We start from the raw sequence: 22,726 nt of genomic DNA, 5'->3' as shown, positions 1-22,726 counted from the left end.
AGCTCCCGAGACGTGGCCGAACATGATGGGAAAACTTTAATGTATATACATTAACAGCAGGGCAACGGCGCGGCGTCAAGGCGTCTATCGTCGAACAGCAGGCAGGAATCGCCAGGGGGAGTGACGATGTGTGTCACAGACTGTGCTTGATCTTCTATACAGATTTCGCCACTGACATGAGCGGGGTGGGCGACTGGGTCGGCTAGCGCAGGGATGGGTCGATGGACGTCTGGACCTGGTTCACAACGTCAGCGAATTCAGGCAGGTGTCGGACCGTCGCTACAGTGTTGCCCATGGGCTGGTGTCCCCCTGTTCCAGCACACGTCGCACGGTGGCGAGGGCCTGTTGCAGGGACTCGCGGCTGTCGGGGGCGCCCACGCAAAGGCGAATGGCCTGGGGCGCCGGCTCGCTGCCGGTACAGAAGGGTTCAGGCGTTGCCACCAGCACGCCTTCGCTCTTCAGCAGGGCCTGTACCTCGCTGGCCCGACGGCCCTCGGGCAGCGGTAGCCAGAAGTTGGCGCCATGTATGAGATGGCGGGGCGTCAGGGCCTCGAAGCTTGCCCGTGCCAGACGCTGCCGAGCGGCCAGCTCTGCGGTCTGCCAGGCCAGCAGTTCGGGGTAGCGGGGCGAGGCGATCCAGCGCCGCGCCACCTCGGTCATCAGCGGCGGACACATCCATGACTGCGCCCGCAGCAGGCTGCCGATGCGCTCGCGCAGGGTGGCCGGCATCTGCAGGGTGCCGACCCTGAGGCCACCGGAGAGCACCTTGGAGGTGCTGAATACCTGCAGCGTGCGTTCCGGCGCCAGCTCCAGCAGAGACACACCGCGATCCTCCCGCGGCAGGTACTGGACGGCGTCCTCGATCAGCCAGAAGTCATGTCGGCGCGCCAGGGCGGCGAGCTGTTCCCTGCGCTGCGGCGAAAGCACCGCGCTGGTGGGGTTGTTCTGGTCCGGGGTCAGGTAGACCAGGCGGGGCACCTGGCGCTGGCACAGGCGTGCCAGTGCATCGATGTCCATGCCGTCGTCGTCCAGGGGTACCGCCATCGGCTTGAGGTGAGCGTGGCGGGTGGCGGCGTTGAACCCCGGATAGGTGAGGGCGTCGGCGGCCACGCTGTCGCCGGGGCGGGTCAGGGCTCTCAGGCACAGGTCGATGCCGTGCTGGCCGCCCTGGGTAATCGCCAGCACCTCGTGCAGGGGAAAGCCGAGATCCTCAAGCCAGCATGACAGCGCCTCTCTGTGCTGCCGGGTGCCGATGTCGGGCTGGTAGGCGGCGACCATGGCAAGACAGGCCGGGTCCTCGGTCACCTCCGCCAGGGCCTGTTGCAGACACTGGTGACGCCAGGGGTGCGGCGGAGCAAAGCTCAGGCTCATGTCGACCACGCCATCGGAGTCGGCTGCGACGTGTACATCGAAGGGGCTGTTGCCGGCGGCGGCGTCATTGACGTAGGTGCCACTGCCGACCCGGGACGATACCCAGCCCCGTTGCTGGGCTTCGCTGTAGGCGCGGGTGATGGTGCCCACGGTGACGCCCAGCGCGTCGGCCAGGGCCCGTTGCGGGGGCAGTCGATCGCCGGCGGCGAGCTGGCCCTGGTCGATGGCATCGCCGATGGCCGAGGCGATCTGACGATAGCGGGCCGAGCGGGAGTCGAATTCGAGGGAGGGAGTCCAGATTGTCATGGTGACAATAAACTCTTTGACGGCAATTGTTGCCTGAGTATGCTTTAAAAACCGGGGTCAATTCACCTTGTTTCACACCATAATGCAAAAATTGTAGGGGTACAATCATGGAAGAGACCGCTAGTCAGCTCGCCTTTCTGCTTCCGGCAGCGCTGTTCATGGTGTCCATGACCATCACGCCGGGTCCCAACAACGTCATGCTGACCGCCTCCGGCGCCAACTACGGCTTCCTGCGTACCCTGCCACATCTGTTCGGCATCCTGGGCGGCTGTTTTGTGCTGTTCGCCTCGATCGCGCTCGGGCTGGGGGTGGTGTTCGAGCGCTATCCGGTGGTGCAGGGCGGACTCAAGCTGGTCGGCAGCCTGTACCTCTTGTACCTGGCCTGGAAGATCGCGACGGCCCCGCCGCCGGACCTGCGGGTAGGCGATGCCCGCCCGCTGTCCTTCGTGCAGGCGGCGGCGTTCCAGTTTGCCAACCCCAAGGCGTGGGTCATGGGTATCGCGTTGATGGCGGGGTTCCTGCCGGACGGCGGCAACCCCTGGGTCAACGCCCTGCTGCTGGCGGGCGTGGCGGAACTGGTGGGGCTGCCCTGCATCGCTCTGTGGGCAGGGTTTGGCACCGCCATCGGCCGCCTGTTGAAGAGCGACCGATCCTGGCGGGTGTTCAATGGGGTGATGGGGGCGCTCACCGCGGCCTGCGTGGTGATGATCCTGGCCTGAACCATTCAGCCTGGCGCGATCGGAGCTTAGGGCTTGTCTGAAAAGTGCCTGCGCTCGGTAATACGGCGTTAAAAATCGTCTGGTGCGCCAGCCCGGTCAAAATGCTCATTTACACCCCGTAAACTGCGCTTTCTCACCGATTTTTGCCTTGTCTAACCTTCGCTCGTCGACTTTTCGGACAGCGCCTAAGGCTTGGTCGACAAGACTCAGCCCTCGCTGGGCTCATCTGGCGATGCCCCCTCGGGCCGCCGGGCGGTCAGGGTGATCTCCACCGCGGCGCCGCCATGCAGCTGTGGCGACACGGTGCAGGTACGCGCCGGATAGCGCGCAGCCTCGAACCACTCGGAATAGACATCATCCACCGCCTGTTGCAGCGACAGGTCGGTGAGGTGCACTTGAACACGTACGGTGTCGGCCAGGGTGCAATCCGCCTGCTCGAGCAGGTGAGACAGTCGCCTGAGGATCCAGCGAGTTTCTTCGGCGGCGTCACCGAGAATGGCGTCACTGCCCTGGATATCGGCGGCGGTCAGCCCCGACAGATGGACGTAGTGTTCGTCCATGACCAGATGGGAGCCCGGAAACTCGGGGCTGGGTAGGGTGGGGTCGTTGAAGTAGCGTGCCATCTTGCCTCCTGCTGCGGCTTGGTCGCTGTGCCGCTGGAGAAATGTCTGGCGAATGCCGCCGACTTTCCTTGCGGAAAGCAGGCGGCGGAAATGCGTTTGTCGGGTGACTGCGGAGAGCGTCCGGGAATAGTGCGCGCGTCAGCTGCTGACTTCGCACTGCACCGGCATGCGCCGGCCGATGGTCCAGGTGGCCTCGTTGCCCTTGCCACGGAAGACGTGCTGGCCGTTTTCCGAGGCGTAGTGCATGCCCGAGGCGGCGGGCTGGCGTTCGAGCGGGAAGCTGTCGCCGTGCATCTGTACCTCGGCGCTGTCCTGACTGTCGAAGACGATGGTGAACTGGCTGCCATCCTGGCAGATGTAGTCGGCGGAGGGCGAGGCTGCGGCGTCGGCACTGTCATCATGGCCACTGCCGCCGGCACAGCCGGCCAGGGCGGTGAACAGCGCAGTGAAGGCGGCAACAGGGATCCAGCTGGCGTTCATGAAACATCTCCTTGTCATATGAAGGGAGCCGTGGAAAAGGCTCGCCTGGCGTTAGGCCTTCCCAGGCTACACAAGTTCCGCACCCGCCACGATACCTCGCCGGATCAGCCCTGCTCAGGCGGTTCGCGTCCGGGAGTCGTGTTGCCGCGGGAGTCGCCGTCGTTATCGTCATGGGCCCCGTCGTCAACGCTGACATCCGTCGGTTGTTGCTCCTGGCGTCTGGCGTGGCGCTCTGCCTTGTCCTGATGGGTGTCGTCGGGCACCAGGGCTAGCAGAGTCTCGCCGTCACCGGCATCGAAGCTTTCATCCTTGTGCATGACGCGTACTTCGCCATCCTCGCTGTAGGTCGATATCACCCGGGCGTCGGGGTTGTCGCGTCGATAGTCCTCGAACGAATAGCTCTCGCTGAGGCGCGTCAGACGGACGCACCAGCCCTCGCGGATGTAGTTGGTGGCCTGTTCGAAGTCGAGTTCCTTGGCAAAGAAGCGCCCGCCCAGGGTCTGCTCGAGATGATCGCCACCGGCACCGCCCCCCGGGGCGAAGCGGTACACCTGATGGTGGCCGAATTCGGGAGCATAGTGCATGCACAGCAGGGCGTTGTAGTCGTCGTTGTCGGTCAGCGCCACCATGCTGTCGAAGCGGCTGAACTCCAGCGTCAGTTCGGCCTCCTCGGTGAGTACCTCGCCGTAGTAGGTGGGAATGTCGCGGCCTCTGACCTGGCGCAGATGGTTGTAGTTGCGATCGGCGATCAGCACCGGGCGCCCGGTGGACTGGATGGCCTCGGCCAGGGCGACCGTGAAGGGGTTGGCGCCGATGATCAACAGCCCCTTGGTATCGGTGGACTGAAGATTGAAGCGACGGGCCAGGGGCTGCAGCGAGAAGCCGTGAAGCAGCACCGTGACCGCGACGATGGCAAAGGCCAATGGCGACAGCAGGGCGGCGTCCTCGATGCCGATGTCGACCAGGCGCGCGCCGAACAGACCGGCGATGGCCACCGCGACCACCCCGCGTGGACCGATCCAGCCGACCATCAGCTTTTCGCCGAAGGGCAGGTCGACCTTGATCAACGATATGAAGACCGCCAGCGGGCGGACCAGCAGCAGTACCACTGCGACGAACAGGATTTCGCGGGTCGTCAGGGTGGCCAGGGTGCCCAGGTCCACCTGAGCGGCCAGCAGGATGAATACCCCGGAGACCAGCAGTACGGTGATGTTCTCCTTGAAGCGGCGAATCTCGTCCAGCGACGACAGCGACGAATTGCCGATCACCACGCCCATCACGGTGACCGCCAGCAGGCCGCTTTCATGCAGCAGGGCATTGGGCAGGGCGTAGGTGGCCATGACGAAGAAGATGATCACCGGCACCTTGAGAAACTCGGGGATATGGCCGCCCTTGATCGCGCGGATCAGCCCCCAGGCGGTGGCCAGTCCCACCGCGCTCGCCACCGCGATGCCCAGCGCCATATGGCCGAGTGTCATCGACAGCGAGTGAGAGGAGTTGAGGACGATGGCGAGTTCGAAGGCCAGCACCGCCGCCAGGGCGCCCACCGGGTCATTGAGGATCGCTTCCCAACGCAGGATTTCCCCCGGACGTCGCTTGAGGCTGGCCTGGCGCAGCAGGGGAATGATGACGGTGGGGCCGGTGACGATCAGGATGCCGCCAAGCACCGAGGCCGATGCCCAGGTCAGCCCACCGATGTAGTGACCCGACAGGGTCGCCAGCAGCCAGACCAGCGGGCCGCCGAAGAACACCAGGCGCTTCACCGCAAGCTCCGCGCCCTTCAGCCGTGTCAGGTTCAGCGTCAGGCCACCCTCGAACAGGATCATCGCCACGGCGACCGCGATCAGCGGTTCGAGCAACTCGTCGAATACCGAGCGTGGGTCGAGTACACCGGTTACCGGGCCGATGAGTACGCCGCTCAGCAGCAGCAGGACGATGGCCGGCACCTTCCAGCGCCAGGCCAGCCACTGGGCGCCGATACCGAGCGCCGCGATCAGGCAGAAGACGAGAACGGGGGTCATGAGGGGCTTCCCTGTGGTCCAATCGGTGCAATCAGTGCTTTGCTTGCCAGGCTGGCGAGGTAACGTCGGCGAGCGCAGGCACTTTTCCTACAAGGCATAACGCTAGGCGGCGCCCGCTGCATTCACAACCAACCCTGTAAACGCTTGCGACCCGATCGGCACAGTTGCCCGGAGACTCAGGGGCCCGCGCCACGCAGGCATTGAAGGAGCCTTCGCACTACCGAGGGCGGGGAAGTGTTCGCGTCAGCCCGCGGGCCGGTCGACGCCGGCCGCACGGACGCCGAGGACGGGTGACGAAGATTGAACGTGAAGCCGGAAACGCTGATGATCTTGTCGCGCTGAAGCGAGACTTCGAACTCCGCTCTTGGCGCGGCCAGGTCGAAGTCATACTGGGTGGTAAGGATCACCTGCTTGTTCTGTTCATGACGGTAGCCCGAGCGCAGCGGTATCAGACGAATCGCATTGGATACCACGCTCTCCTCGTCCGGTTCCGGCACGATGGTCGGTAGGCCGATGTAGACCTTGTCATTTTCCAGGGTCACCAGAGCATAGGTGATCTTGCGATATTTAAGCTGTTTCAGCGTCTCCAGCAAGGACGACCGGCTCATCCGGTCGTGTCGATCGATCGTGCCTTTGCGCAGGTTGTCGGACAGTCCGGTTCGGGCCTCGAGAATAGCCGCGTTGTGGGCCAGGTCGATCTTGGCCTGGGTCATGATGGTGACAAGGTGGTGCTCGATAGGCGCCTGGTCTCGCAGCAGCTTCACCACATGGTGGCGGCGCGCCTGTTGTAGCCGTGTTGCTCCCAGCCAGGTGAATCGCTGGCATGACCAGGCAATGGACCAGGTAAAGGCGATTGAGCACAGTGACAGGGACGCAATCTGAAGCGATGCCATGGTGGCGGGAGGAGGAGGCGTTGCAGAGTAGAGTCCGCTTGCCATCAGCTGGGCGAGCAGCATGAACAGGTGAGTGTGAGGAAGGAGGGTGATGCCTGTCAGCCTGCCGATCAGCACACCGAGCCACGGCAGCAGATAGCCGAACAGCAAGGCGACCACCGCGACAATAAGAATGCCGAACTGCGCGGCACGAATGTAGAGCGACCAGCCATGGTAGAGGCTGATACGGATGCGCTCGGCAGGGCTTTCGGTGAGGTAGATATAGCCACACACCAGCACGGGAAAGATGAGCAGCCCGATCATGGTGGGCGGCTACGCTGCTACTGGCTGTCGTGGGAAGCCAGGGGGAAGCTCTGGTCGATGCGTTGGCGCTCGAGCTCGGCGGCGTCCTTGCTGGCGTACCTGCGCACCACCACGGTGCCCGAGGCAGTGATATCCACGTCATCCCAGCCTGCCGTCTCTGCCGCCTCGGTAGATTGCTGCAGCTGCTGCTGAATCTGCTCGAGAATGCGTTGGCCCTGTGCGCTCATGTCCTGTTCCTCTCATGGACTGACACTGAGAATAGCACGATGCGATGTATGTCGCGGGATGGAAAGGAAGCGGAAGGGAGAGGAAAGGGAGGGAAGAATCGCTCAGGCCCTGTTTCTCGCTTTCCTCCTTCCCCCTCGGCATTGGTCAGCCCTTGGCAACCACCGCCACACCGGCCTTGGAACGATTGGGACGCCCGATGGCGCGGGTGATCCAGTCGCCCACGGCGGCGATGCGCTCGAGGTCCACCGTGGTTTCGATGCCCAGGCCTTCAAGCAGGTAGACCACGTCCTCGGTGGCGACATTGCCGCTGGCGCCCTTGGCGTAGGGGCAGCCCCCGAGGCCCGCCACCGAGCTGTCGATCACCTGGACGCCGTCTTCGAGTACCGCGGCCAGATTGGCTAGCGCCTGGCCATAGGTGTCGTGGAAGTGGGCGGCCAGACGCTCGACCGGAACGTCACGGGCCACCGCCTCGAGCATGCGCCGGGCCTTGAGCGGGGTACCGGTGCCGATGGTGTCGCCCAGTGACACCTCGTAGCAGCCCATCTCGTCCAGCGCCCGGGCGACCGCCGCCACCTGCTCGGGGGCGATGTCGCCTTCGTAGGGGCAGCCGAGCACGCAGGACACATAGCCGCGCACCTGGATCCCCTGATCGCGGGCGCGTTCCACCACCGGGGCGAAGCGCTCGAGCGACTCGGCGATGGAGCAGTTGATGTTCTTTTGCGAGAACGACTCCGAGGCCGCGCCGAACACCGCCACCTCATCGACGCCGCACTCGATGGCCGCCTCCAGTCCCTTGAGGTTGGGAGTCAGCGCCGAATAGCGCACCCCTGGCTGGCCTTTGCCCTCTCGCATCAGGGCGGTCATCACCTCGCGGTGGTCGGCCATCTGCGGCACCCATTTGGGCGACACGAAGCTGGCCGCCTCGATATGGCGGTGGCCGGCCTTGGCCAGGCGTTCGACCAGTTCGAGCTTGGTCGCCGTGGTGATCGGGTCCGGCTCGTTCTGCAGGCCGTCGCGAGGCCCGACTTCGACGATGCGAACGCTGGCGGGAAGGGCCATCAGCGGGACTCCTTTTGCTCGGTTTCGGGCTGTGTCTCTGACTGCGCCTCTGTTGGCGACGCGCCGGCGTCGAACTCCAGCAGCACGTCGCCCTGGCCGACGGTGTCGCCGGCGGCGAAGTGGAAGCTGGCCACGGCGCCGTCGGCCGGGGCGGTGAGGGTGTGCTCCATCTTCATCGCTTCCATCACCATCAGGGCGTCACCCTTGGCAACGGCAGCACCGGGCGCAACCAGCAGCGCCACCACGGTACCGTGCATGGGCGCGGTCAGGGTCGACTCGACCTCGTGCTGGCCGTGGTCGATGGCGTCGATACGCCGCCAGTAAAGGCGGACCTCGCCCTCGGGGCTCGACAGCACGATCTCGTTGCGCTCCTTGCCTTCGCCCACCAGGCGCGCCTGCAGGCGGCGGCGGTGGCCGTCCAGAGTGATCGCCACGGCGTCGCCGGGCAGATCGGTGAGGCTCGCCGATACCTGCTGAACCTCGTCGCGATTGGCCCCGCTGATGCTGAGCTGCCAGGCGTCGTCGCTGGCCCCATGACGTCCCTCGACCAGCGCCAGGCTCGCAGGCTCGGCGTCCAGCGCCTCGCGCGGGTCGCACAGGGCGATACGAATCTGGCGCGGGCCGTTCAGGCGAAAGCCGTCGTGGCGGTCCCAGGGCGAGTCGCTCTCGCACTCCCGAGACAGCTGATGCAGCGCCACCAGGGCGGCGCTGGCCAGGCTGTCCTGGTCGAGGCCGCGGGAGGCGAACAGGCTGTCCTCGTGGCGCTCGATAAAGCGGGTATCGAGGTTGGCCGCCTGGAAGTCCGGGTGGGTGGCGAGGCGCTGCAGGAAGCCGCGGTTGGTGACCACACCACGCACGTCCAGCGCCGCCAGGGCGCGGTTCAGGGTCGCCAGCGCCGAGGCGCGGTCGGGGCCGTGGGTGATCAGCTTGGCCAGCATGGGGTCGTAGTGCATCGACACCATGTCACCGCTTTCGACCCCGCTGTCCAGGCGCACCCTGGCCGGGTCCAGCGAGGCGCCCTCGAGGTCCAGCGAAAAGTGGCTGAGCAGGCCGGTGGCGGGCAGGAAGTCCTGGTCGGCGTCCTCGGCGTAAAGCCGCGCCTCGAAGCTGTGGCCATTGATGGTCAGCTCATCCTGGCTCAGCGGCAGGCGCTCGCCCATGGCCACGCGCAGCTGCCACTCGACCAGGTCCTGCCCGGTGATCATCTCGGTGACAGGGTGTTCCACCTGCAGGCGGGTGTTCATCTCCATGAAATAGAAGGAGCCGTCCTGCCCCGGTGAGGCGTCGAGCAGAAACTCCACCGTGCCGGCGCCGACGTAACCGATCTCCTGGGCCGCGCGCACCGCCGCCTCGCCCATGGCCTGGCGCAGTTCCAGGGTCATGCCCGGTGCAGGGGCTTCCTCGAGCACCTTCTGGTGACGACGCTGCACGCTGCAGTCGCGCTCGAACAGGTAGACGCCGCCGCCGTGGCTGTCGCAGAACACCTGGACCTCGACGTGGCGAGGCTGGGTCAGGTACTTCTCGATCAACATGCGGTCGTCGTTGAAGGCCGCGCGGGACTCCCGTCGGCAGCCGTCCAGGGCCGCCTGGAACTCGTCGGCGTTCTCGACCACGCGCATGCCCTTGCCGCCGCCACCGGCGCTGGCCTTGAGCAGCACCGGATAGCCGATGGCGTCGGCCTCGCGCTTGAGCAGGTCGTCGTCCTGATCATCCCCGTGGTAGCCCGGCACCAGCGGGACCCCGGCGTCCATCATGCGGGCCTTGGCGGCGGACTTGTCGCCCATGGCCTTGATGCTGGAGGCGGGCGGGCCGACGAAGACGATACCGGCGTCTTCGCAGGCGCTGACGAAGGCCTCGTTTTCCGACAGGAAACCGTAGCCGGGATGGATAGCGCCGGCGCCGCTGCGGCGGGCCGCCGCGATGACCTTGTCGACATCGAGATAGCTTTCCCGGGCCGGCGCCGGACCGATGCGGATCGCCTCATCGGCTTCGCGCACGTGGCGCGCGCCTTCATCGGCGTCGGAGTACACCGCCACCGTCTTCAGGCCCATGGCCCGGGCGGTGGCCATGACACGACAGGCGATCTCGCCACGATTGGCCACCAGCAGAGTGTCGAAGCGCGGCTGGCGGTCTGACGGATTCGAGCTCATGAGGCGCTCCCTTTTTTGTTGGTGGATGAGGGGGGGCTGGCGGATGAAGGGGGGCTGGTGGAAGAGGCGGTGTCGGCCCAGGCCGGACGGCGCTTCTCGAGGAAACTCGCCAGTCCCTCCTGGCCTTCGGCGCTGGTGCGCAGTTCACTGATGACCTGACAGGTGCGCTCGCGGGTGGCGTCGCTGTCGGTGTCCCTGGCGACTTCCGCCAGCAGGCCCTTGGTGGCCCGGCTGGCCTGGGGCGAGGTGGCCAGCAGGGTGTCGAGCATCGCGTCGATGGCGGCGTCGAGTTCCTCTGCGGCGACCACCAGGTGGACCAGGTCCAGTCGCTGGGCGGTGTCGGCGTCCATGACTTCGGCGCTGAGCGCGTAGCGGCGCATCTGACGGCTGCCGATGGCGCGCTGCACGTAGGGGCTGATGACCGCCGGCGACAGGCCGATGCGGACCTCGGACAGGCAGAACTTGGCTCTGTCGGAGGCGATCACGATGTCGCAGCAGGCGGCCAGGCCTACCGCGCCACCGAAGGCCGCACCCTGGACCCGGCACACCGTCACGCAGGGCAGGCTGTCGAGGCCGTGCATCAGGCGAGACAGCTCACGCGAGTCGGCCAGGTTGTCGTCGACGCTGTAGTCGACCATGCGCTTCATCCAGTTGAGGTCGGCGCCGGCGGAGAAGCTCTTGCCCTCTGAACCCAGCACCAGCACTCGTACCTTGCCGCTGTCGGCGGCCTGGCGTACCTGATCCAGGTGGGCGTTGAGCTCGCCGATCAGGGCGTCGTCGAAGGCGTTGTGCACCTCGGGGCGGGTCAGTGTCAACCAGGCAACCCCCCGGTCGTCGATCCGTAGTTGGGACATGTCTGACATGGGATCCATCCTTGAGGGCATTACATGCGGAAGACGCCGAAGCGCGTATGTTCGATCTCGGCATTCATCGCGGCGGCCAGCGACAGGCCCAGTACATCGCGGGTCTGGGCCGGGTCGATCACGCCGTCGTCCCACAGTCGGGCGCTGGCGTAGTAGGGGTGGCCCTGGTGTTCGTACTGTTCGCGGGTCGGCTTCTTGAAGGCCTCTTCGTCCTCGGCGGACCAGGACTCGCCGGCGCGTTCGATCTGCTCGCGCTTGACCTGGGACAGCACGCCGGCGGCCTGCTCGCCGCCCATCACCGAGATGCGGGCGTTGGGCCACATGAACAAAAGGTTGGGTTCGAAGGCGCGGCCGCACATGCCGTAGTTGCCGGCGCCGAAGCTGCCGCCGATCAGCACCGTGAACTTGGGCACCTTGGCGCAGGACACCGCGGTCACCAGCTTGGCGCCATGCTTGGCGATGCCCTCGTGCTCGTACTTCGAGCCGACCATGAAGCCGGTGATGTTCTGCAGGAACACCAGCGGAATCTTGCGCTGGGCACACAGCTCGATGAAGTGGGCGCCCTTGACCGCGCTCTCCGAGAACAGCACCCCGTTGTTGGCGACGATACCCACCGGATGACCGTGGATATGGGCGAAGCCGGTGACCAGGGTATCGCCGTAGTAGCGCTTGAACTCGTCGAAGTCGGAGCCGTCGACGATCCGCGCGATGACCTCGCGCACCTCGAAGGGCTTCTTGAGGTCGGTACCGACGATACCGTAGAGCTCCTCGGGGTCGAGGCTGGGCGGGCGCGGAGCGGCCATCGCCAGCTCGCCGCGCTTCTGCCAGTTCAGGCGGGACACGCAGCGCCTGGCGATCTGCAGGGCGTGGGCGTCGTTGTCGGCGTAGTGATCGGCGACCCCGCTGATCCGAGTATGGACGTCGGCGCCGCCCAGGTCCTCGGCGCTGATGGTCTCGCCGGTCGCGGCCTTGACCAGCGGCGGGCCGCCGAGAAAGATCGTGCCCTGCTCGCGCACGATGATCGATTCATCGGCCATGGCCGGCACATAGGCGCCACCGGCGGTGCAGGAGCCCATCACCACGGCGATCTGGGGAATTCCCTCCGCCGACAGGGTGGCCTGGTTGTAGAAGATTCGGCCGAAGTGGTCGCGGTCGGGGAACACCTCGTCCTGGCGCGGCAGAAAGGCACCGCCGGAGTCGACCAGGTAGACGCAGGGCAGGCGATGCTTGCGCGCGACTTCCTGGGCGCGCAGGTGCTTCTTCACCGTCAGCGGAAAATAGGTGCCGCCCTTGACGGTGGCGTCGTTGGCGACGATCACGCACTCGACGCCCGAAACGCGGCCGATGCCGGTGACGATGCCGGCCGCCGGCACTTCGGCGTCGTACACCTCATGGGCGGCCAGCGCCGACAATTCGAGGAAGGGCGAGCCCTCGTCGAGCAGGTGGTCGATACGGTCGCGCACGAACAGCTTGCCGCGGGATTCGTGACGGCTACGGGCCTTGTCGCCACCGCCACGGCGGATGGCAGCGGTCAGTTCGGCCAGTTTGCCGACTTCGGCGCGCATGGCCGCGTCCCGGGCCTGGAAGTCCTCGGAGCGCGGGTTGATCTTGGTGTCCAGAATCGCCATGACCGGCTCCCCTTACTTGGATTCGTTGAACAGCTCACGCCCGATCAGCATGCGCCGGATCTCGCTGGTGCCGGCACCGATCTCGTAGAGCTTGGCATCACGCAGCAGGCGCCCGGTCGGGTACTCGTTGATGTAGCCGTTGCCGCCGAGCAGCTGGATGGCGTCCAGCGCCACCTGGGTGGCCTTCTCGGCGCAGTAGAGGATCACCCCGGCGGCGTCCTTGCGCGAGGTCTGGCCGCGGTCGCAGGCGGCGGCGACGGTATAAAGGTAGGCGCGGCAGGCGTTCAGGGTGGTGTACATGTCGGCAACCTTGCCCTGGACCAGCTGGAACTCGCCGATGGACTGGTTGAACTGCTTGCGCTCGTGGATGTAAGGCACCACCACGTCCATCGCCGCCTGCATGATGCCGATGGGGCCGGCAGCCAGCACGGTGCGCTCGTAGTCCAGCCCGCTCATCAGCACGCGCACGCCCTTGCCGACCTCGCCCAGCACGTTCTCGGCGGGGACTTCGCAGTCCTCGAACACCAGTTCGCAGGTGTTGGAGCCGCGCATGCCGAGCTTGTCGAGCTTCTGGGCGGTGGAGAAGCCGGCAAAGCCCTTCTCGATGATAAAGGCCGTCATGCCCTTGGAGCCGGCGTCGGGATCGGTCTTGGCGTAGACCACCAGCACGTCGGCGTCGGGGCCGTTGGTGATCCACATCTTGTTGCCGTTGAGGATGTAGCGATCGCCGTCCTTGCGGGCGCGCAGCTTCATCGACACCACGTCGGAACCGGCGCCCGGCTCCGACATGGCCAGCGCGCCCACGTGCTCGCCGGAGATCAGCTTGGGCAGGTACCTGGCCTTCTGTTCGGCGGAGGCGTTGATCTTGAGCTGATTGACGCACAGGTTGGAGTGGGCGCCGTAGGACAGGCCCACCGAGGCGCTGGCCCGGGAGATTTCTTCCATGGCGATGCAGTGGGCCAGATAACCCATGCCGGTGCCGCCGTCCTCGTCGGACACGGTGATGCCGAGCAGGCCCATGTCGCCGAACTTCTGCCACAGGTCGGCGGGGAATTCATTTTTCTCGTCGATCTCGCCGGCGCGGGGGGCGATCTCGTCGCGGGCGAAGGCATTGACCTGGTCGCGCAGCATGACCAGGGTTTCGTCGAGGCCGAAATCGAGGGGCGTATAGGGGCTGAACATGATGGGCTCCGGGGCATCCTTGATGGTCGATACGGCGCCAGGAGGGGGCCGGACCATCTTTATTGATGGTGTTGGTGACGAGGTGAAACGGCACCGCAGGCGGTGAGCGTTCACGGGATGACAAGAAGATTAGGCAAGGTTTACGTTAACGTAAAGTGCAGCTTGTGATGCTTGCGACCAAAGTTGGTAGATAGGTGCGGGTAGTCGAGCGGCAGGTGCCCGGCAGTGGGTAGCCACCAAAAGCGCCAGACAACGCCTTCGGGTCAGGGCGATGGGGTGAACAGGGGGGCCGTGCGGTTCAGGTCGAGATCAGGATAATGGCAGTGGTTCAATGCCAGGCCAGATTCAGGGACGAGATCGGCAACGTCTGAGAAAGCGCGCCTGGCACGAGGCATGGAGCGATACGGCAAGGGTGAGCCGTCTGCCTCCAGGCACGCCCGTCCCATCAACCTTCGTCCTGCCAGTAGTCCACCGCGTCCTGGCGCATGCCGTAGTGTTCGAAGCTGCGCTCGGCCTTGTCGCCGCCCGGAGCGCTGCCGGCCAGTACACCAAACTTGCCTGAGTCGGGATACTCCATCACGTCCGGAGCGTTCATGCTGCTGATACACAGGTAGGTCAGGGGTTCGTCGGAGTCGTTGATGATCTGGTGTGCGCAGTCGGCGTCGCCGGCGGGGGCCGCGATCAGCTCCCCCTCGACGATGGGGTAGCGTTTCTCACCCAGACGCACGCTGCCCTTGCCCTTGAGCACGATGAACATCTCGTCATTGTTGTGATGGAAGTGGAAAGGCCAGGCGTGGCAGCCAGGTGCCAGGGTGACTCGGCGACAGCCGAGGTCGCGCATGCCCAGCACCGGCGTCAGGTTGATGATCTTGGCATCGACCTTGTCACCGTGCTGGTGGTCCTGGCGGGGGATCGGGCAGTGGCACAGAGAGAGGATGCGAGCTCGCATTGAGGGTCCTTGTCGGTCATGGGGACGAACGAAGCACGCCGATCGCGTGCCTTCGCCCGTCTCGCGTCAATCCTCGTATCAGCCTAGACCGAGATATATGACCCTGCTACGACCCCGGTCAGTTGACGTTGCTGCCTCGGGCGCGGCCGCCGGCTTCAGCGCAAGCCAGCGATTACTCGCTGTCGGCGTTGGGAAAGAATAGCTGCTGTCCCTTGACCTCGAAGTCGCCGATGGCCTGCTGGCCCGCCTCGGACAACAGCCAGTCGTGCCACTGGTCGGCCAGGTCGTGCTTGAGCTCCGGATGGCGCTCGGGTGACAGCTTGAGGCTGCCGTACTGATTGAACAGCACCTCGTCCCCTTCGAACAGCAGCTCGAGATCCTGACGGTTGTCGAAGGCCACCCAGGTGGCACGATCCGACATCACGTAGGCACCCATGCCCGCCGCGGTGTTGAGGGTGGCCCCCATGCCGCTGCCCAGTTCGCGGTACCAGTCGCCGCCGGGTTCGACCCCCGCCGACTCCCACAGCCGCAGCTCCGCCCGGTTGGTGCCGCTGTCGTCGCCACGGGAGGTGAAGGGCGACTCGTTGTCGGCGATCAGGTTGAGCGCCTCGGCGGCGCTGTCGGCGTCACGGATGCCTGCGGGATCCTCGGCCGGGCCGATCAGCACGAAGTCGTTGTACATGACGTCGGCGCGCTCGGTGGCGTAGCCGTCCGCCACGAAAGCTTCCTCGCCGGCGGTGTCGTGCACCAGCAGGCTGTCGGCGTCCCCGCGCCTGGCGATCTCGAAGGCCTGTCCGGTGCCCACGGCGACTACACGGACGTCGATGCCGGAGTCCTCGGTAAAGCTCGGGATGATGGCGTCGAACAGCCCCGAGTTCTGGGTCGAGGTGGTCGAAGCCAGGGTGATGAAGCGATCCTCGGCCTGGGCACTGGTGGCGCACACCGCCAGACCGGCGATCAGCAGGGCGCCGGAGAGCAGAGCACTGGCAGGAGCGGAGTCTGGATATCTTGTCATGGGGGCCTTCCTTGCGTGGGTTGATCGGACTTCTGGATGGGGCAGGCCGCTCAATCGAGCAGCTCGCCGTGGACAAAGGCGTGGCCCTCGGCGGTGACCGGGGCGTCGAAGAAGGTCGCCGCCGGGCTCTGTTCGACCAGCCTGCCGTGGTGCAGCAAGATCACCTCGTCGGCCAGTCGGCGCGCCTGATGAAGGTCATGGCTGGTCATCACGATGCGTACGCCCTGGCGGTGAAAGTCGCCGATAGCGGCCTCCACGGCGCGAATGGCGGCGGGGTCCAGGGCCGAGGTGGGCTCATCGAGAAACAGCACCTCGGGCGACAGCAGCCAGGCCCGGGCCAGCGCCAGGCGCTGCTGTTCGCCGCCGGACAGCACCCTGGCCGGTCGCCGGGCAAGTGCCTCCAGACCAAACCGCGCCAGCGCCTCCCTGGCCCGTTCGCGACGCTGGCGCCGGGGCACCCGCTGCACCGCCAGGGCATACTCGAGGTTGGCCAGGGCCGAGCGTCTGAGCAGCACCGGGCGCTGGAACACCATGGCCTGGCGTGGCGCCGCGCCTTCCCACACCAGGCGACCCGACGTCGGCTGCAGCAGACCATGGGCCAGGCGCATCAGCAAGCTCTTGCCGGCGCCATTGGGCCCCATGATCAGGGTCCGGCGATGGCCCTCCAGGTTCAGCGACAGCGGCCCCAGCAGCGTCTGCCCACGGGACGCGTAGCTGACGCGATCGAAGTTCAGGCGTGGCGTCGTGGCCGGCACCGAAAGGGTCAAATGGGTCATCCGAGCTGCCTCCGCGTCGCTTCGCCCAGCAGATGCGCCAATGCATTGATGACCCCCACCAGTGTCAGCAACACGATACCCAGGCCCAGCGCCAGGGGCAGGTTGCCCTTGCTGGTCTCCAGCACGATGGCCGTCGTCATGACCCGGGTGACGCCGTCGATGTTGCCGCCGACGATCATCACCGCCCCGACCTCGGCGCTGGCGCGGCCAAAGCCGGCCAGCACCACAGTGATCAGCGACAGCCTGGCGTCCCACAGCAAGGTCGGAATACGGCGCCGCCGAGAAACCCCGATGGAGGCGAGCTGTTCGGCGTACTCGCCGTGGAGCTCCTCGACCTTCTGACGGGTCAGGGCCGCCAGGATCGGCAGCACCAGGATGACCTGGGCCACGACCATGGCGGTGGGGGTAAACAGCAGGCCCAGAGAACCCAGCGGCCCTGCCCGGGACAGCAATAGATAGACGGCGAGGCCCGCCACTACCGGCGGCAGGCCCATCAGGGCATTGAGGGTGACGATAAGAGGGGCTCGGCCTGGAAAGCGAAACAGCGCCAGCGCCGCCCCCAATGGAAAGGCCAGCAGGGCAGCGATGGCGACAGCGGTCAGCGAGATCTTCAGCGATAGCCCGACGACGTCGAGCAGGTCGGCGTCCAGACCGATGACGAGTTCAAGGGCAGTAAGGAAGGCAGAGTCGGTCATCGTGTCTCGGTCGATTTGGGGGCGTCGGGTGCTTGCCGTTTTCCGGTCTACCGGCATGATGTGATGATCTACTGCGGCGCGCACCCCATGGCTGTAAAATATGCAGCCATAGACCACTTCCTGCAAAGTGGCCCTCTACACCTTTTGGAGGTAACCCGATGGTCGAACCCGTCCTGCCTCGCTACCTCACCACCGCAGAGGTGGCCGACTATCTGCGGTTGAAGCCACGCAAGGTCTACGATCTGGTCCGCCAGGGGCAGATTCCCTGCACCCGTGCCACCGGTAAACTGCTGTTTCCACGTCATGCCATCGACCTGTGGCTGATGAACCACCTGGAGGGGGACCAATCTTCCGCGACCGAGCCGCTGGAGGTGATGGCCGGCAGTCAGGACCCGCTGCTGGACTGGGCGATGCGCGAGAGCGGCTGTGGTCTGGCGAGCCTTTGCCTGGGCAGCGGCGACGGCATCCAGCGGCTGCTGGCGGGCAAGGCCATGGTGGTGGGTGCTCATCTGCTGGACGGGGCGGGGCGCTACAATGTGCCCTCGGAGCTTGGCCTCGGTGGCATGCGGGACCTGGTGGTGGTGCACTGGGCCAGACGTACCCAGGGGCTGATGCTGGCGCCGGGCAACCCGCTTTGCCTCGAAGGCCTGGGTGACCTGGCAAGGCCGGGGCTGCGTATCGGTCGGCGACCCGAGGGTGCCGGCGCCCACCGCTTGCTGGATTGGCTGCTGGAGCGGCAGGGCATCGAGATGGAGCGGCTGGATATGGTGGAGCATCCGGCGACAAGCGAGGACGACCTGGCGCTTGCCGTTGCCCAGGGCAGGGCGGACGTTGGGCTTGGTGTGGAGGCCGCAGCAAGGCGCCAGGGGCTTCATTTCCTGCCCCTGCACCAGGAGTCCTTCGACCTGCTGTTGCGGCGACGCAGCTATTTCAGCGATGCCCTGCAGCGGCTGTTCGCCTTCGCCCGGGGTGAGCGTTTACGGGACCAGGCGGAAAGCCTTGGCGGCTACGAGGTGTCGCGGATCGGGACGATTCGCTTCAACGCCTGATGCGAGGTCGGTGATCCTTGGTGTTCCGCCTTTCACGCGCGCAAGGGTGTCGCGTGAAAAGGCGGTCTCACTAGTTACTCTTCCCGCATCGCTCGGGCCAGCATGTCCACGATCGGTTTCGCCACATAGCTGGCGAAGCTTCTTTCGCTGGTGCGGATCATCACCTCTGCCGGCATGCCGGCCATCAGCCGCATATTCTCGGTCATGTCCTTCTCGCCGAGTTCGGTGACCTGGATGCGTACCTTGTAGTAGCGCTGGCGCGTCGCCTCGTCCTCGAAACTGTTGGCGCTGACGTGGACGACCTCACCGTCGATGACGTTGGACAGCCGCTGGTTGAAGGCGCTGAAGCGGATTTCCGCCGGTTGGCCAAGGTACAGATGGTCGACGTCGTGGTTGGCCACCTTGGCCTCGACGATAAAGCCGTCGCCCATGGGCACCAGGTCCATCAGCGGGTCGCCGCCGCGCACCACCGCGCCCAGGGTATGCACCTTGAGCCCGACCACGGTGCCCGCTACCGGGGCGGTGATCTGGGTGCGCTTCAAGGTATCGTTCAGCGCCACCAGGCGTTCTTCAGCGTCCGCCACCTCGGCCTGCACCTGGCGCAGCGCCTCGCCGACCTGCTGCTGGAACTCCTGCAGGCGAATCTGCTTGTTCAGGGTGTTCTCGCTGATCTGGGCCCTGAGCCTGGCCACCTCGGAGACGTGACGAGCGTTGTCGCTCTGGTACTCCAGGCTCTCGCGCTCCATCTCGCGCATGCGCTGGCTGCTGATCAAGCCATCACGAAACAGCTTGCGGTGGTTGGCGACATCGCCGTTGAGGGAGTCGATTCGTCGCTGGGTGATGACCTGGGTCTCCTCGAGGCCGGTGATCTGCTCCTCGAGCTGGAGGATCTGCTGGTCGAGCGCCGCCAGGGTGCCCTCCAGCGAGTCGCGGCGTACCTCGAACAGCCGTCGTTGAACCTCCAGCACCGCCTGTACCCGGGCGTTGTCCGAATCGATCAGGGCCTGGGGGAAGACCAGCGTTTCGGCGCCGGACTGTTCGGCCAGCAGGCGTACTTCGCTGGCGCGGGCGATCAGGTACTCGGTCTCGACGATACGACTCTGGGCCATCGCCTGGGTGTCATCCAGGGTGATCAGCGGTGCGCCGGCCTCGACCTGGCTGCCATCCTCGACGTGGATCTGCTCGACGATGCCACCCTCGAGATGCTGCACCGTCTTGGTGAAGCTCTCTACCGACACCGAGCCTGGAGCCACCACCGAGACCGCCAGGCTGGCCATCACCGACCAGCTGCCGAAGCCGCCAAAGGCGACCAGCAGGATGATCAGGCCCATGCGCCGATAGCGAGTGTCCTGCAGCGGCAGGTCGTCCTGGGAAGGGGAGGGGCTGTTCATGATGAGGTCTCCTCACCGCCGCTGCGGCGGTTGACGGGGGAGCGCCCCCGGGCGCTGGGGTGCAGGGTGGTGACGCCGGGCGAGCGCCGTCCAGCGGTGGCCACGGCGGCCGCCGGCGTGTTGCGGCGGGGCGGCGTCAGCGAGGCGATCTGGCCGTCCTTGAGCACCAGGATACGATCGACGTTGCTCAGCAGGCGTTGGCGATGGGTGATCACCAGCGCGGTGGTGCCCTGCTGGCGCAGCTGGAGCAGGCACTCGGCCAGGGCGGCCTCACCGGCATCGTCCAGATTGGCGTCGGGTTCATCCAGCACGATCAGCGCGGGGTCGCCGTAGAGCGCTCGGGCCAGGCCGATACGCTGGCGCTGACCGGCGGACAGCGCGGTGCCGCCGTGATCCAGATAGGTGTCATAGCCTTCGGGCAGCTTCAGCACCAGTTCATGCACGCCGGCACGGCGGGCGGCACGCACGACCTGCTCGGGGTCGACCTCCTGGAAGCGGGCGATGTTCTCGGCCACGCTGCCGTCGAACAGCTCGATGTCCTGGGGCAGATAGCCGAGGTAGGGGCCCAGCGCAGTGCGATCCCACTTGTTGATATCGGCGCCATCCAGGCGCACGCAGCCAAGCTGAGCCGGCCATAGCCCGAGCACCACCCGGGCAAGGCTCGACTTGCCCGAGGCGCTGGGGCCGACCACGGCCAGGTGTTCGCCCTTGGCAAGCTTGAGGTCGATGTTGGTCAGGGTCGGCAGGCGCACGCCGGGAGGCGCGGCGCTGACACCTTCCAGGCTGAGCTGACCCCGGGGCCGGGGCAGCGGCATGGTCGGCGGATCGGCGGGCACCTCGTCGAGCAACGCCTCGAGTCGTCCCTTGGCCGTGCGTGCCCCGGAAAAGCCCTTCCAGCCGTTGATCATCTGGTCGATGGGGGCGAGGGCGCGGCCCATCAGGATCGAACCGGCGATCATCATGCCAGGGGTCAGCTCGCCCCTGAGCACCAGAAAGGCACCGATGCCCAGGATCAGCGACTGGAACATCAGCCGCAGCACCTTGGAGGTATTGGTCAGCAGGCCCGAACGATCGCTGGCCTGGGATTGCAGCACCAGGTATTCACGATGGCGCGCCGCCCAGCGGCCCTGGATCCCGGGCAGCATGCCCATGGCGTGCAGCACCTCGGCGTTGCGCAGGTTGCTGTTGGCCAGGTCCTGGGACTGTACGTGGCGACCGTTGGCCTCGGTCAGCAGTTGCTTGGTCATACGCTCGTTGATGACCGCGATGGTGGCCAGGATCACGCCGGCGCCCAGGGCAAACAGCCCAAACCACGGATGAAAGAGTGCCAGCACCCCGATGTAGACCGGTACCCAGGGCGCATCGAAGAAGGCAAACAGGCCGTTGCCGGAGAGGAACTGACGCAGGCTGGTCAGGTCGTTGAGCGGTTGGGCGGAGGGCTTGCCGGGACTCGACAGGGTGCGCTTGAACATGGCGCTGTAGAGCCGGGGACTGATCAGCGCATCGAGGCGATTGCCGACCCGGACCAGGATGCGTGAGCGCATCAGCTCGAGCCCACCCATCACCAGAAACAGCAACACCACCACCAGAGTCAGCATCCACAGGGTTTCCTGGCTGCGGGTGGTCAGCACCCGGTCATACACCTGCAGCATATAGAGTGGCGGCACCAGCATCAGCAGGTTGATGAACAGGCTGAACAGAGCCACATAGCCAAAGCTGCGCCGGCAGAAGGCCAGCACCTTGCGCAGATCGTTGTGTTCCGCAGACATCTTCCCTCTCCCCCTGGACGTTACGTCATTTTTCTTGTTTGGCGAACATTGCGCCGTTTTTCTTGAAAAGCTGCTGAGCTATTTGCCTGTAGATGGTGAATGTCGTGGGTCAATGCGGACGACGAATGACTAAAGATGTTATGCGGTTTTTTCTACCTTGCAACTACTTTGCAGGGGCTTTTGCCTAGTTATTCTTTGGATTTTATTCCCCAGTTATCTGCGGGCTGTATCTCTGATTTTTTAATAGTGGAAATCTGAATATATATCCGATGTTGGCATAATAAAAGTCTCATGTTGGAGTGTTGTTACGCTGGACTTCAAGGTGCCTTGTTTTTGGTTTTGGAGTGGTGGGTATACTGCATTTAGAGAGGTTGATAATCTAATAAAACAAGTAAAAACAACGATATAGATCACCGTTGATGAGAGTTTCTTTACCGTTTATTCCGCATGGTTAGCGCTGTCAAAAAAATCTTGATGTACCTCCGTCGGGTTATAGAATCAGAGAGAGCCATCTCTTTCTGGCTACCGGTTCGTTTGTTGTCTCAGCGGAAGTTGGGGATTCGTCTGGGCGGACTGTAAAGCGGCGAGAGAGATCTTCGAAGAAAGTCGATGAGTTCTTGTTGGCAGTTGGTGGCAATCACTATCCAAAATAATCGTCAGGGGGCAGGCCATGTTTTCCATGTCATTTGTGAGCCGTGGGCAAAAGTCATTTCAAAAGCGTCTGGCAGATAAGGCGGAATTTCGGTCAAAAGATTTCGAGATGCATGATCTGGTGGTCGCACCGCATCCTGGCCAATGGCGGGACGCGGTCGAAGCCGTGCGGATGACCTGGAAGGATGCTTCCGGCGCACAAAGCGTCTTCGAGCGTTTCGAACGGCCCTTCGTGTTTGACCATCTGCCGACGCCGCAACCGGGCAAGCTGGCCATGGTGATCGATGCCCTCGATGGGCAAGGGCAGGCTCTGGGCGGGCTTCGTGCTGCCTTCGATGTGCTTATCGAGGACGCCGAGGCTGCCAGTGACGATGAAGTCGCAGGCCCGAGTGGCCAGGTGGAAGCGGGGCAGGACGGTGCAGGTCTGGAAGCATCGGAACAAGGGTCTGGTGATCAAGGTATCCCGGTAGATGCAGCGCCGGCGTCGGCACCAGGCGCGCCTGCTGCGTCCGATAGCGCGGCGCCTTTGGCAACCCCAGCATCAAGCTCGGCAGCAACCCCAGCATCAAGCTCGGCAGCAACCCCAGCAGCGCTTTCTACCACCC

General features: G+C 65.1%; 20 protein-coding genes. 2 read left to right on the top strand and 18 right to left on the bottom strand.

What is annotated here, in order from left to right:
* Nucleotides 1-279 precede the first annotated feature (279 nt).
* A complete protein-coding gene (locus NFH97_RS00205) occupies nucleotides 280-1,677 on the bottom strand; it encodes an aminotransferase-like domain-containing protein (protein WP_349624180.1) in 1,398 nt (465 codons plus the stop codon).
* A gap of 107 nt (nucleotides 1,678-1,784) precedes the next feature.
* Here NFH97_RS00205 and NFH97_RS00200 point away from each other — a divergent pair, with 107 nt between their 5' ends.
* Complete coding sequence (locus NFH97_RS00200) at nucleotides 1,785-2,396, top strand: LysE family translocator (protein ID WP_045994283.1); 612 nt, start codon at nucleotides 1,785-1,787, stop codon at nucleotides 2,394-2,396.
* A gap of 206 nt (nucleotides 2,397-2,602) precedes the next feature.
* Here NFH97_RS00200 and NFH97_RS00195 read toward each other — a convergent pair whose 3' ends face one another.
* From NFH97_RS00195 to NFH97_RS00130, 14 genes are all read right to left on the bottom strand, one after another.
* Entirely contained in the window at nucleotides 2,603-3,019 is a 417-nt protein-coding gene (locus NFH97_RS00195; RefSeq protein WP_045995003.1) for a RidA family protein, read from the bottom strand.
* A 138-nt stretch (nucleotides 3,020-3,157) separates the two neighbouring features.
* Nucleotides 3,158-3,499 (bottom strand): MliC family protein, encoded by a 342-nt coding sequence (locus NFH97_RS00190; RefSeq protein ID WP_108447738.1) that lies wholly within the window; start codon nucleotides 3,497-3,499, stop codon nucleotides 3,158-3,160.
* 104 nt (nucleotides 3,500-3,603) lie between these two features.
* Complete coding sequence (locus NFH97_RS00185; RefSeq protein WP_349624179.1) at nucleotides 3,604-5,520, bottom strand: cation:proton antiporter; 1,917 nt, start codon at nucleotides 5,518-5,520, stop codon at nucleotides 3,604-3,606.
* Between the two features lie 176 nt (nucleotides 5,521-5,696).
* A complete protein-coding gene (locus NFH97_RS00180) occupies nucleotides 5,697-6,716 on the bottom strand; it encodes a hypothetical protein (RefSeq protein WP_287164946.1) in 1,020 nt (339 codons plus the stop codon).
* A gap of 17 nt (nucleotides 6,717-6,733) precedes the next feature.
* Complete coding sequence (locus NFH97_RS00175; RefSeq protein WP_124804405.1) at nucleotides 6,734-6,943, bottom strand: hypothetical protein; 210 nt, start codon at nucleotides 6,941-6,943, stop codon at nucleotides 6,734-6,736.
* Between the two features lie 145 nt (nucleotides 6,944-7,088).
* Nucleotides 7,089-8,003, bottom strand: a complete 915-nt coding sequence (locus NFH97_RS00170) for a hydroxymethylglutaryl-CoA lyase (protein WP_349624178.1) — start codon at nucleotides 8,001-8,003, stop codon at nucleotides 7,089-7,091.
* Nucleotides 8,003-10,153, bottom strand: a complete 2,151-nt coding sequence (locus NFH97_RS00165) for an acetyl/propionyl/methylcrotonyl-CoA carboxylase subunit alpha (protein ID WP_349624177.1) — start codon at nucleotides 10,151-10,153, stop codon at nucleotides 8,003-8,005. The genes NFH97_RS00170 and NFH97_RS00165 overlap by 1 nt, the downstream gene beginning before the upstream one ends.
* Nucleotides 10,150-11,016 carry an enoyl-CoA hydratase-related protein gene (locus tag NFH97_RS00160; RefSeq protein ID WP_349624176.1) on the bottom strand — a complete coding sequence of 289 codons (867 nt, stop codon included), beginning with the start codon at nucleotides 11,014-11,016 and terminating at the stop codon, nucleotides 10,150-10,152. Before NFH97_RS00160 ends, NFH97_RS00165 begins: the two co-directional genes overlap by 4 nt.
* A 20-nt stretch (nucleotides 11,017-11,036) precedes the next feature.
* Complete coding sequence (locus NFH97_RS00155) at nucleotides 11,037-12,644, bottom strand: carboxyl transferase domain-containing protein (RefSeq protein ID WP_349624175.1); 1,608 nt, start codon at nucleotides 12,642-12,644, stop codon at nucleotides 11,037-11,039.
* 12 nt (nucleotides 12,645-12,656) lie between these two features.
* Nucleotides 12,657-13,826, bottom strand: a complete 1,170-nt coding sequence (locus tag NFH97_RS00150) for an isovaleryl-CoA dehydrogenase (RefSeq protein ID WP_108132750.1) — start codon at nucleotides 13,824-13,826, stop codon at nucleotides 12,657-12,659.
* A gap of 445 nt (nucleotides 13,827-14,271) precedes the next feature.
* Nucleotides 14,272-14,775 carry a cupin domain-containing protein gene (locus NFH97_RS00145; RefSeq protein WP_045994996.1) on the bottom strand — a complete coding sequence of 168 codons (504 nt, stop codon included), beginning with the start codon at nucleotides 14,773-14,775 and terminating at the stop codon, nucleotides 14,272-14,274.
* Between the two features lie 172 nt (nucleotides 14,776-14,947).
* Nucleotides 14,948-15,790, bottom strand: a complete 843-nt coding sequence (locus NFH97_RS00140) for an ABC transporter substrate-binding protein (protein WP_349624174.1) — start codon at nucleotides 15,788-15,790, stop codon at nucleotides 14,948-14,950.
* A 50-nt stretch (nucleotides 15,791-15,840) separates the two neighbouring features.
* Nucleotides 15,841-16,566, bottom strand: a complete 726-nt coding sequence (locus NFH97_RS00135) for an ABC transporter ATP-binding protein (protein ID WP_045994994.1) — start codon at nucleotides 16,564-16,566, stop codon at nucleotides 15,841-15,843.
* Complete coding sequence (locus tag NFH97_RS00130) at nucleotides 16,563-17,261, bottom strand: ABC transporter permease (RefSeq protein ID WP_349624173.1); 699 nt, start codon at nucleotides 17,259-17,261, stop codon at nucleotides 16,563-16,565. Before NFH97_RS00130 ends, NFH97_RS00135 begins: the two co-directional genes overlap by 4 nt.
* A 158-nt stretch (nucleotides 17,262-17,419) precedes the next feature.
* On the opposite strand from NFH97_RS00130, the gene NFH97_RS00125 reads away from it, so the two are divergent.
* Nucleotides 17,420-18,310: a substrate-binding domain-containing protein gene (locus NFH97_RS00125; RefSeq protein WP_349624172.1), complete on the top strand. Its 891-nt coding sequence runs from the start codon at nucleotides 17,420-17,422 to the stop codon at nucleotides 18,308-18,310.
* A 74-nt stretch (nucleotides 18,311-18,384) separates the two neighbouring features.
* Here NFH97_RS00125 and NFH97_RS00120 read toward each other — a convergent pair whose 3' ends face one another.
* From NFH97_RS00120 to NFH97_RS00110, 3 genes are all read right to left on the bottom strand, one after another.
* The gene (locus NFH97_RS00120; protein WP_108132754.1) at nucleotides 18,385-19,701 is read right to left on the bottom strand and encodes an HlyD family type I secretion periplasmic adaptor subunit; all 1,317 of its coding nucleotides are present in this window, start codon (nucleotides 19,699-19,701) and stop codon (nucleotides 18,385-18,387) included.
* Nucleotides 19,698-21,470 (bottom strand): type I secretion system permease/ATPase, encoded by a 1,773-nt coding sequence (locus tag NFH97_RS00115; RefSeq protein ID WP_349624171.1) that lies wholly within the window; start codon nucleotides 21,468-21,470, stop codon nucleotides 19,698-19,700. The genes NFH97_RS00120 and NFH97_RS00115 overlap by 4 nt, the downstream gene beginning before the upstream one ends.
* A 745-nt stretch (nucleotides 21,471-22,215) precedes the next feature.
* Nucleotides 22,216-22,578, bottom strand: coding sequence for a hypothetical protein (locus tag NFH97_RS00110; RefSeq protein WP_349624169.1), 363 nt, complete (start codon nucleotides 22,576-22,578; stop codon nucleotides 22,216-22,218).
* Nucleotides 22,579-22,726 lie beyond the last annotated feature (148 nt).

This window comes from Halomonas sp. SCS19 (genome assembly GCF_040147015.1).
GTDB classification, from domain to species: domain Bacteria; phylum Pseudomonadota; class Gammaproteobacteria; order Pseudomonadales; family Halomonadaceae; genus Halomonas; species Halomonas litopenaei.
This window is presented reverse-complemented; position numbering and strand designations above follow the sequence as displayed.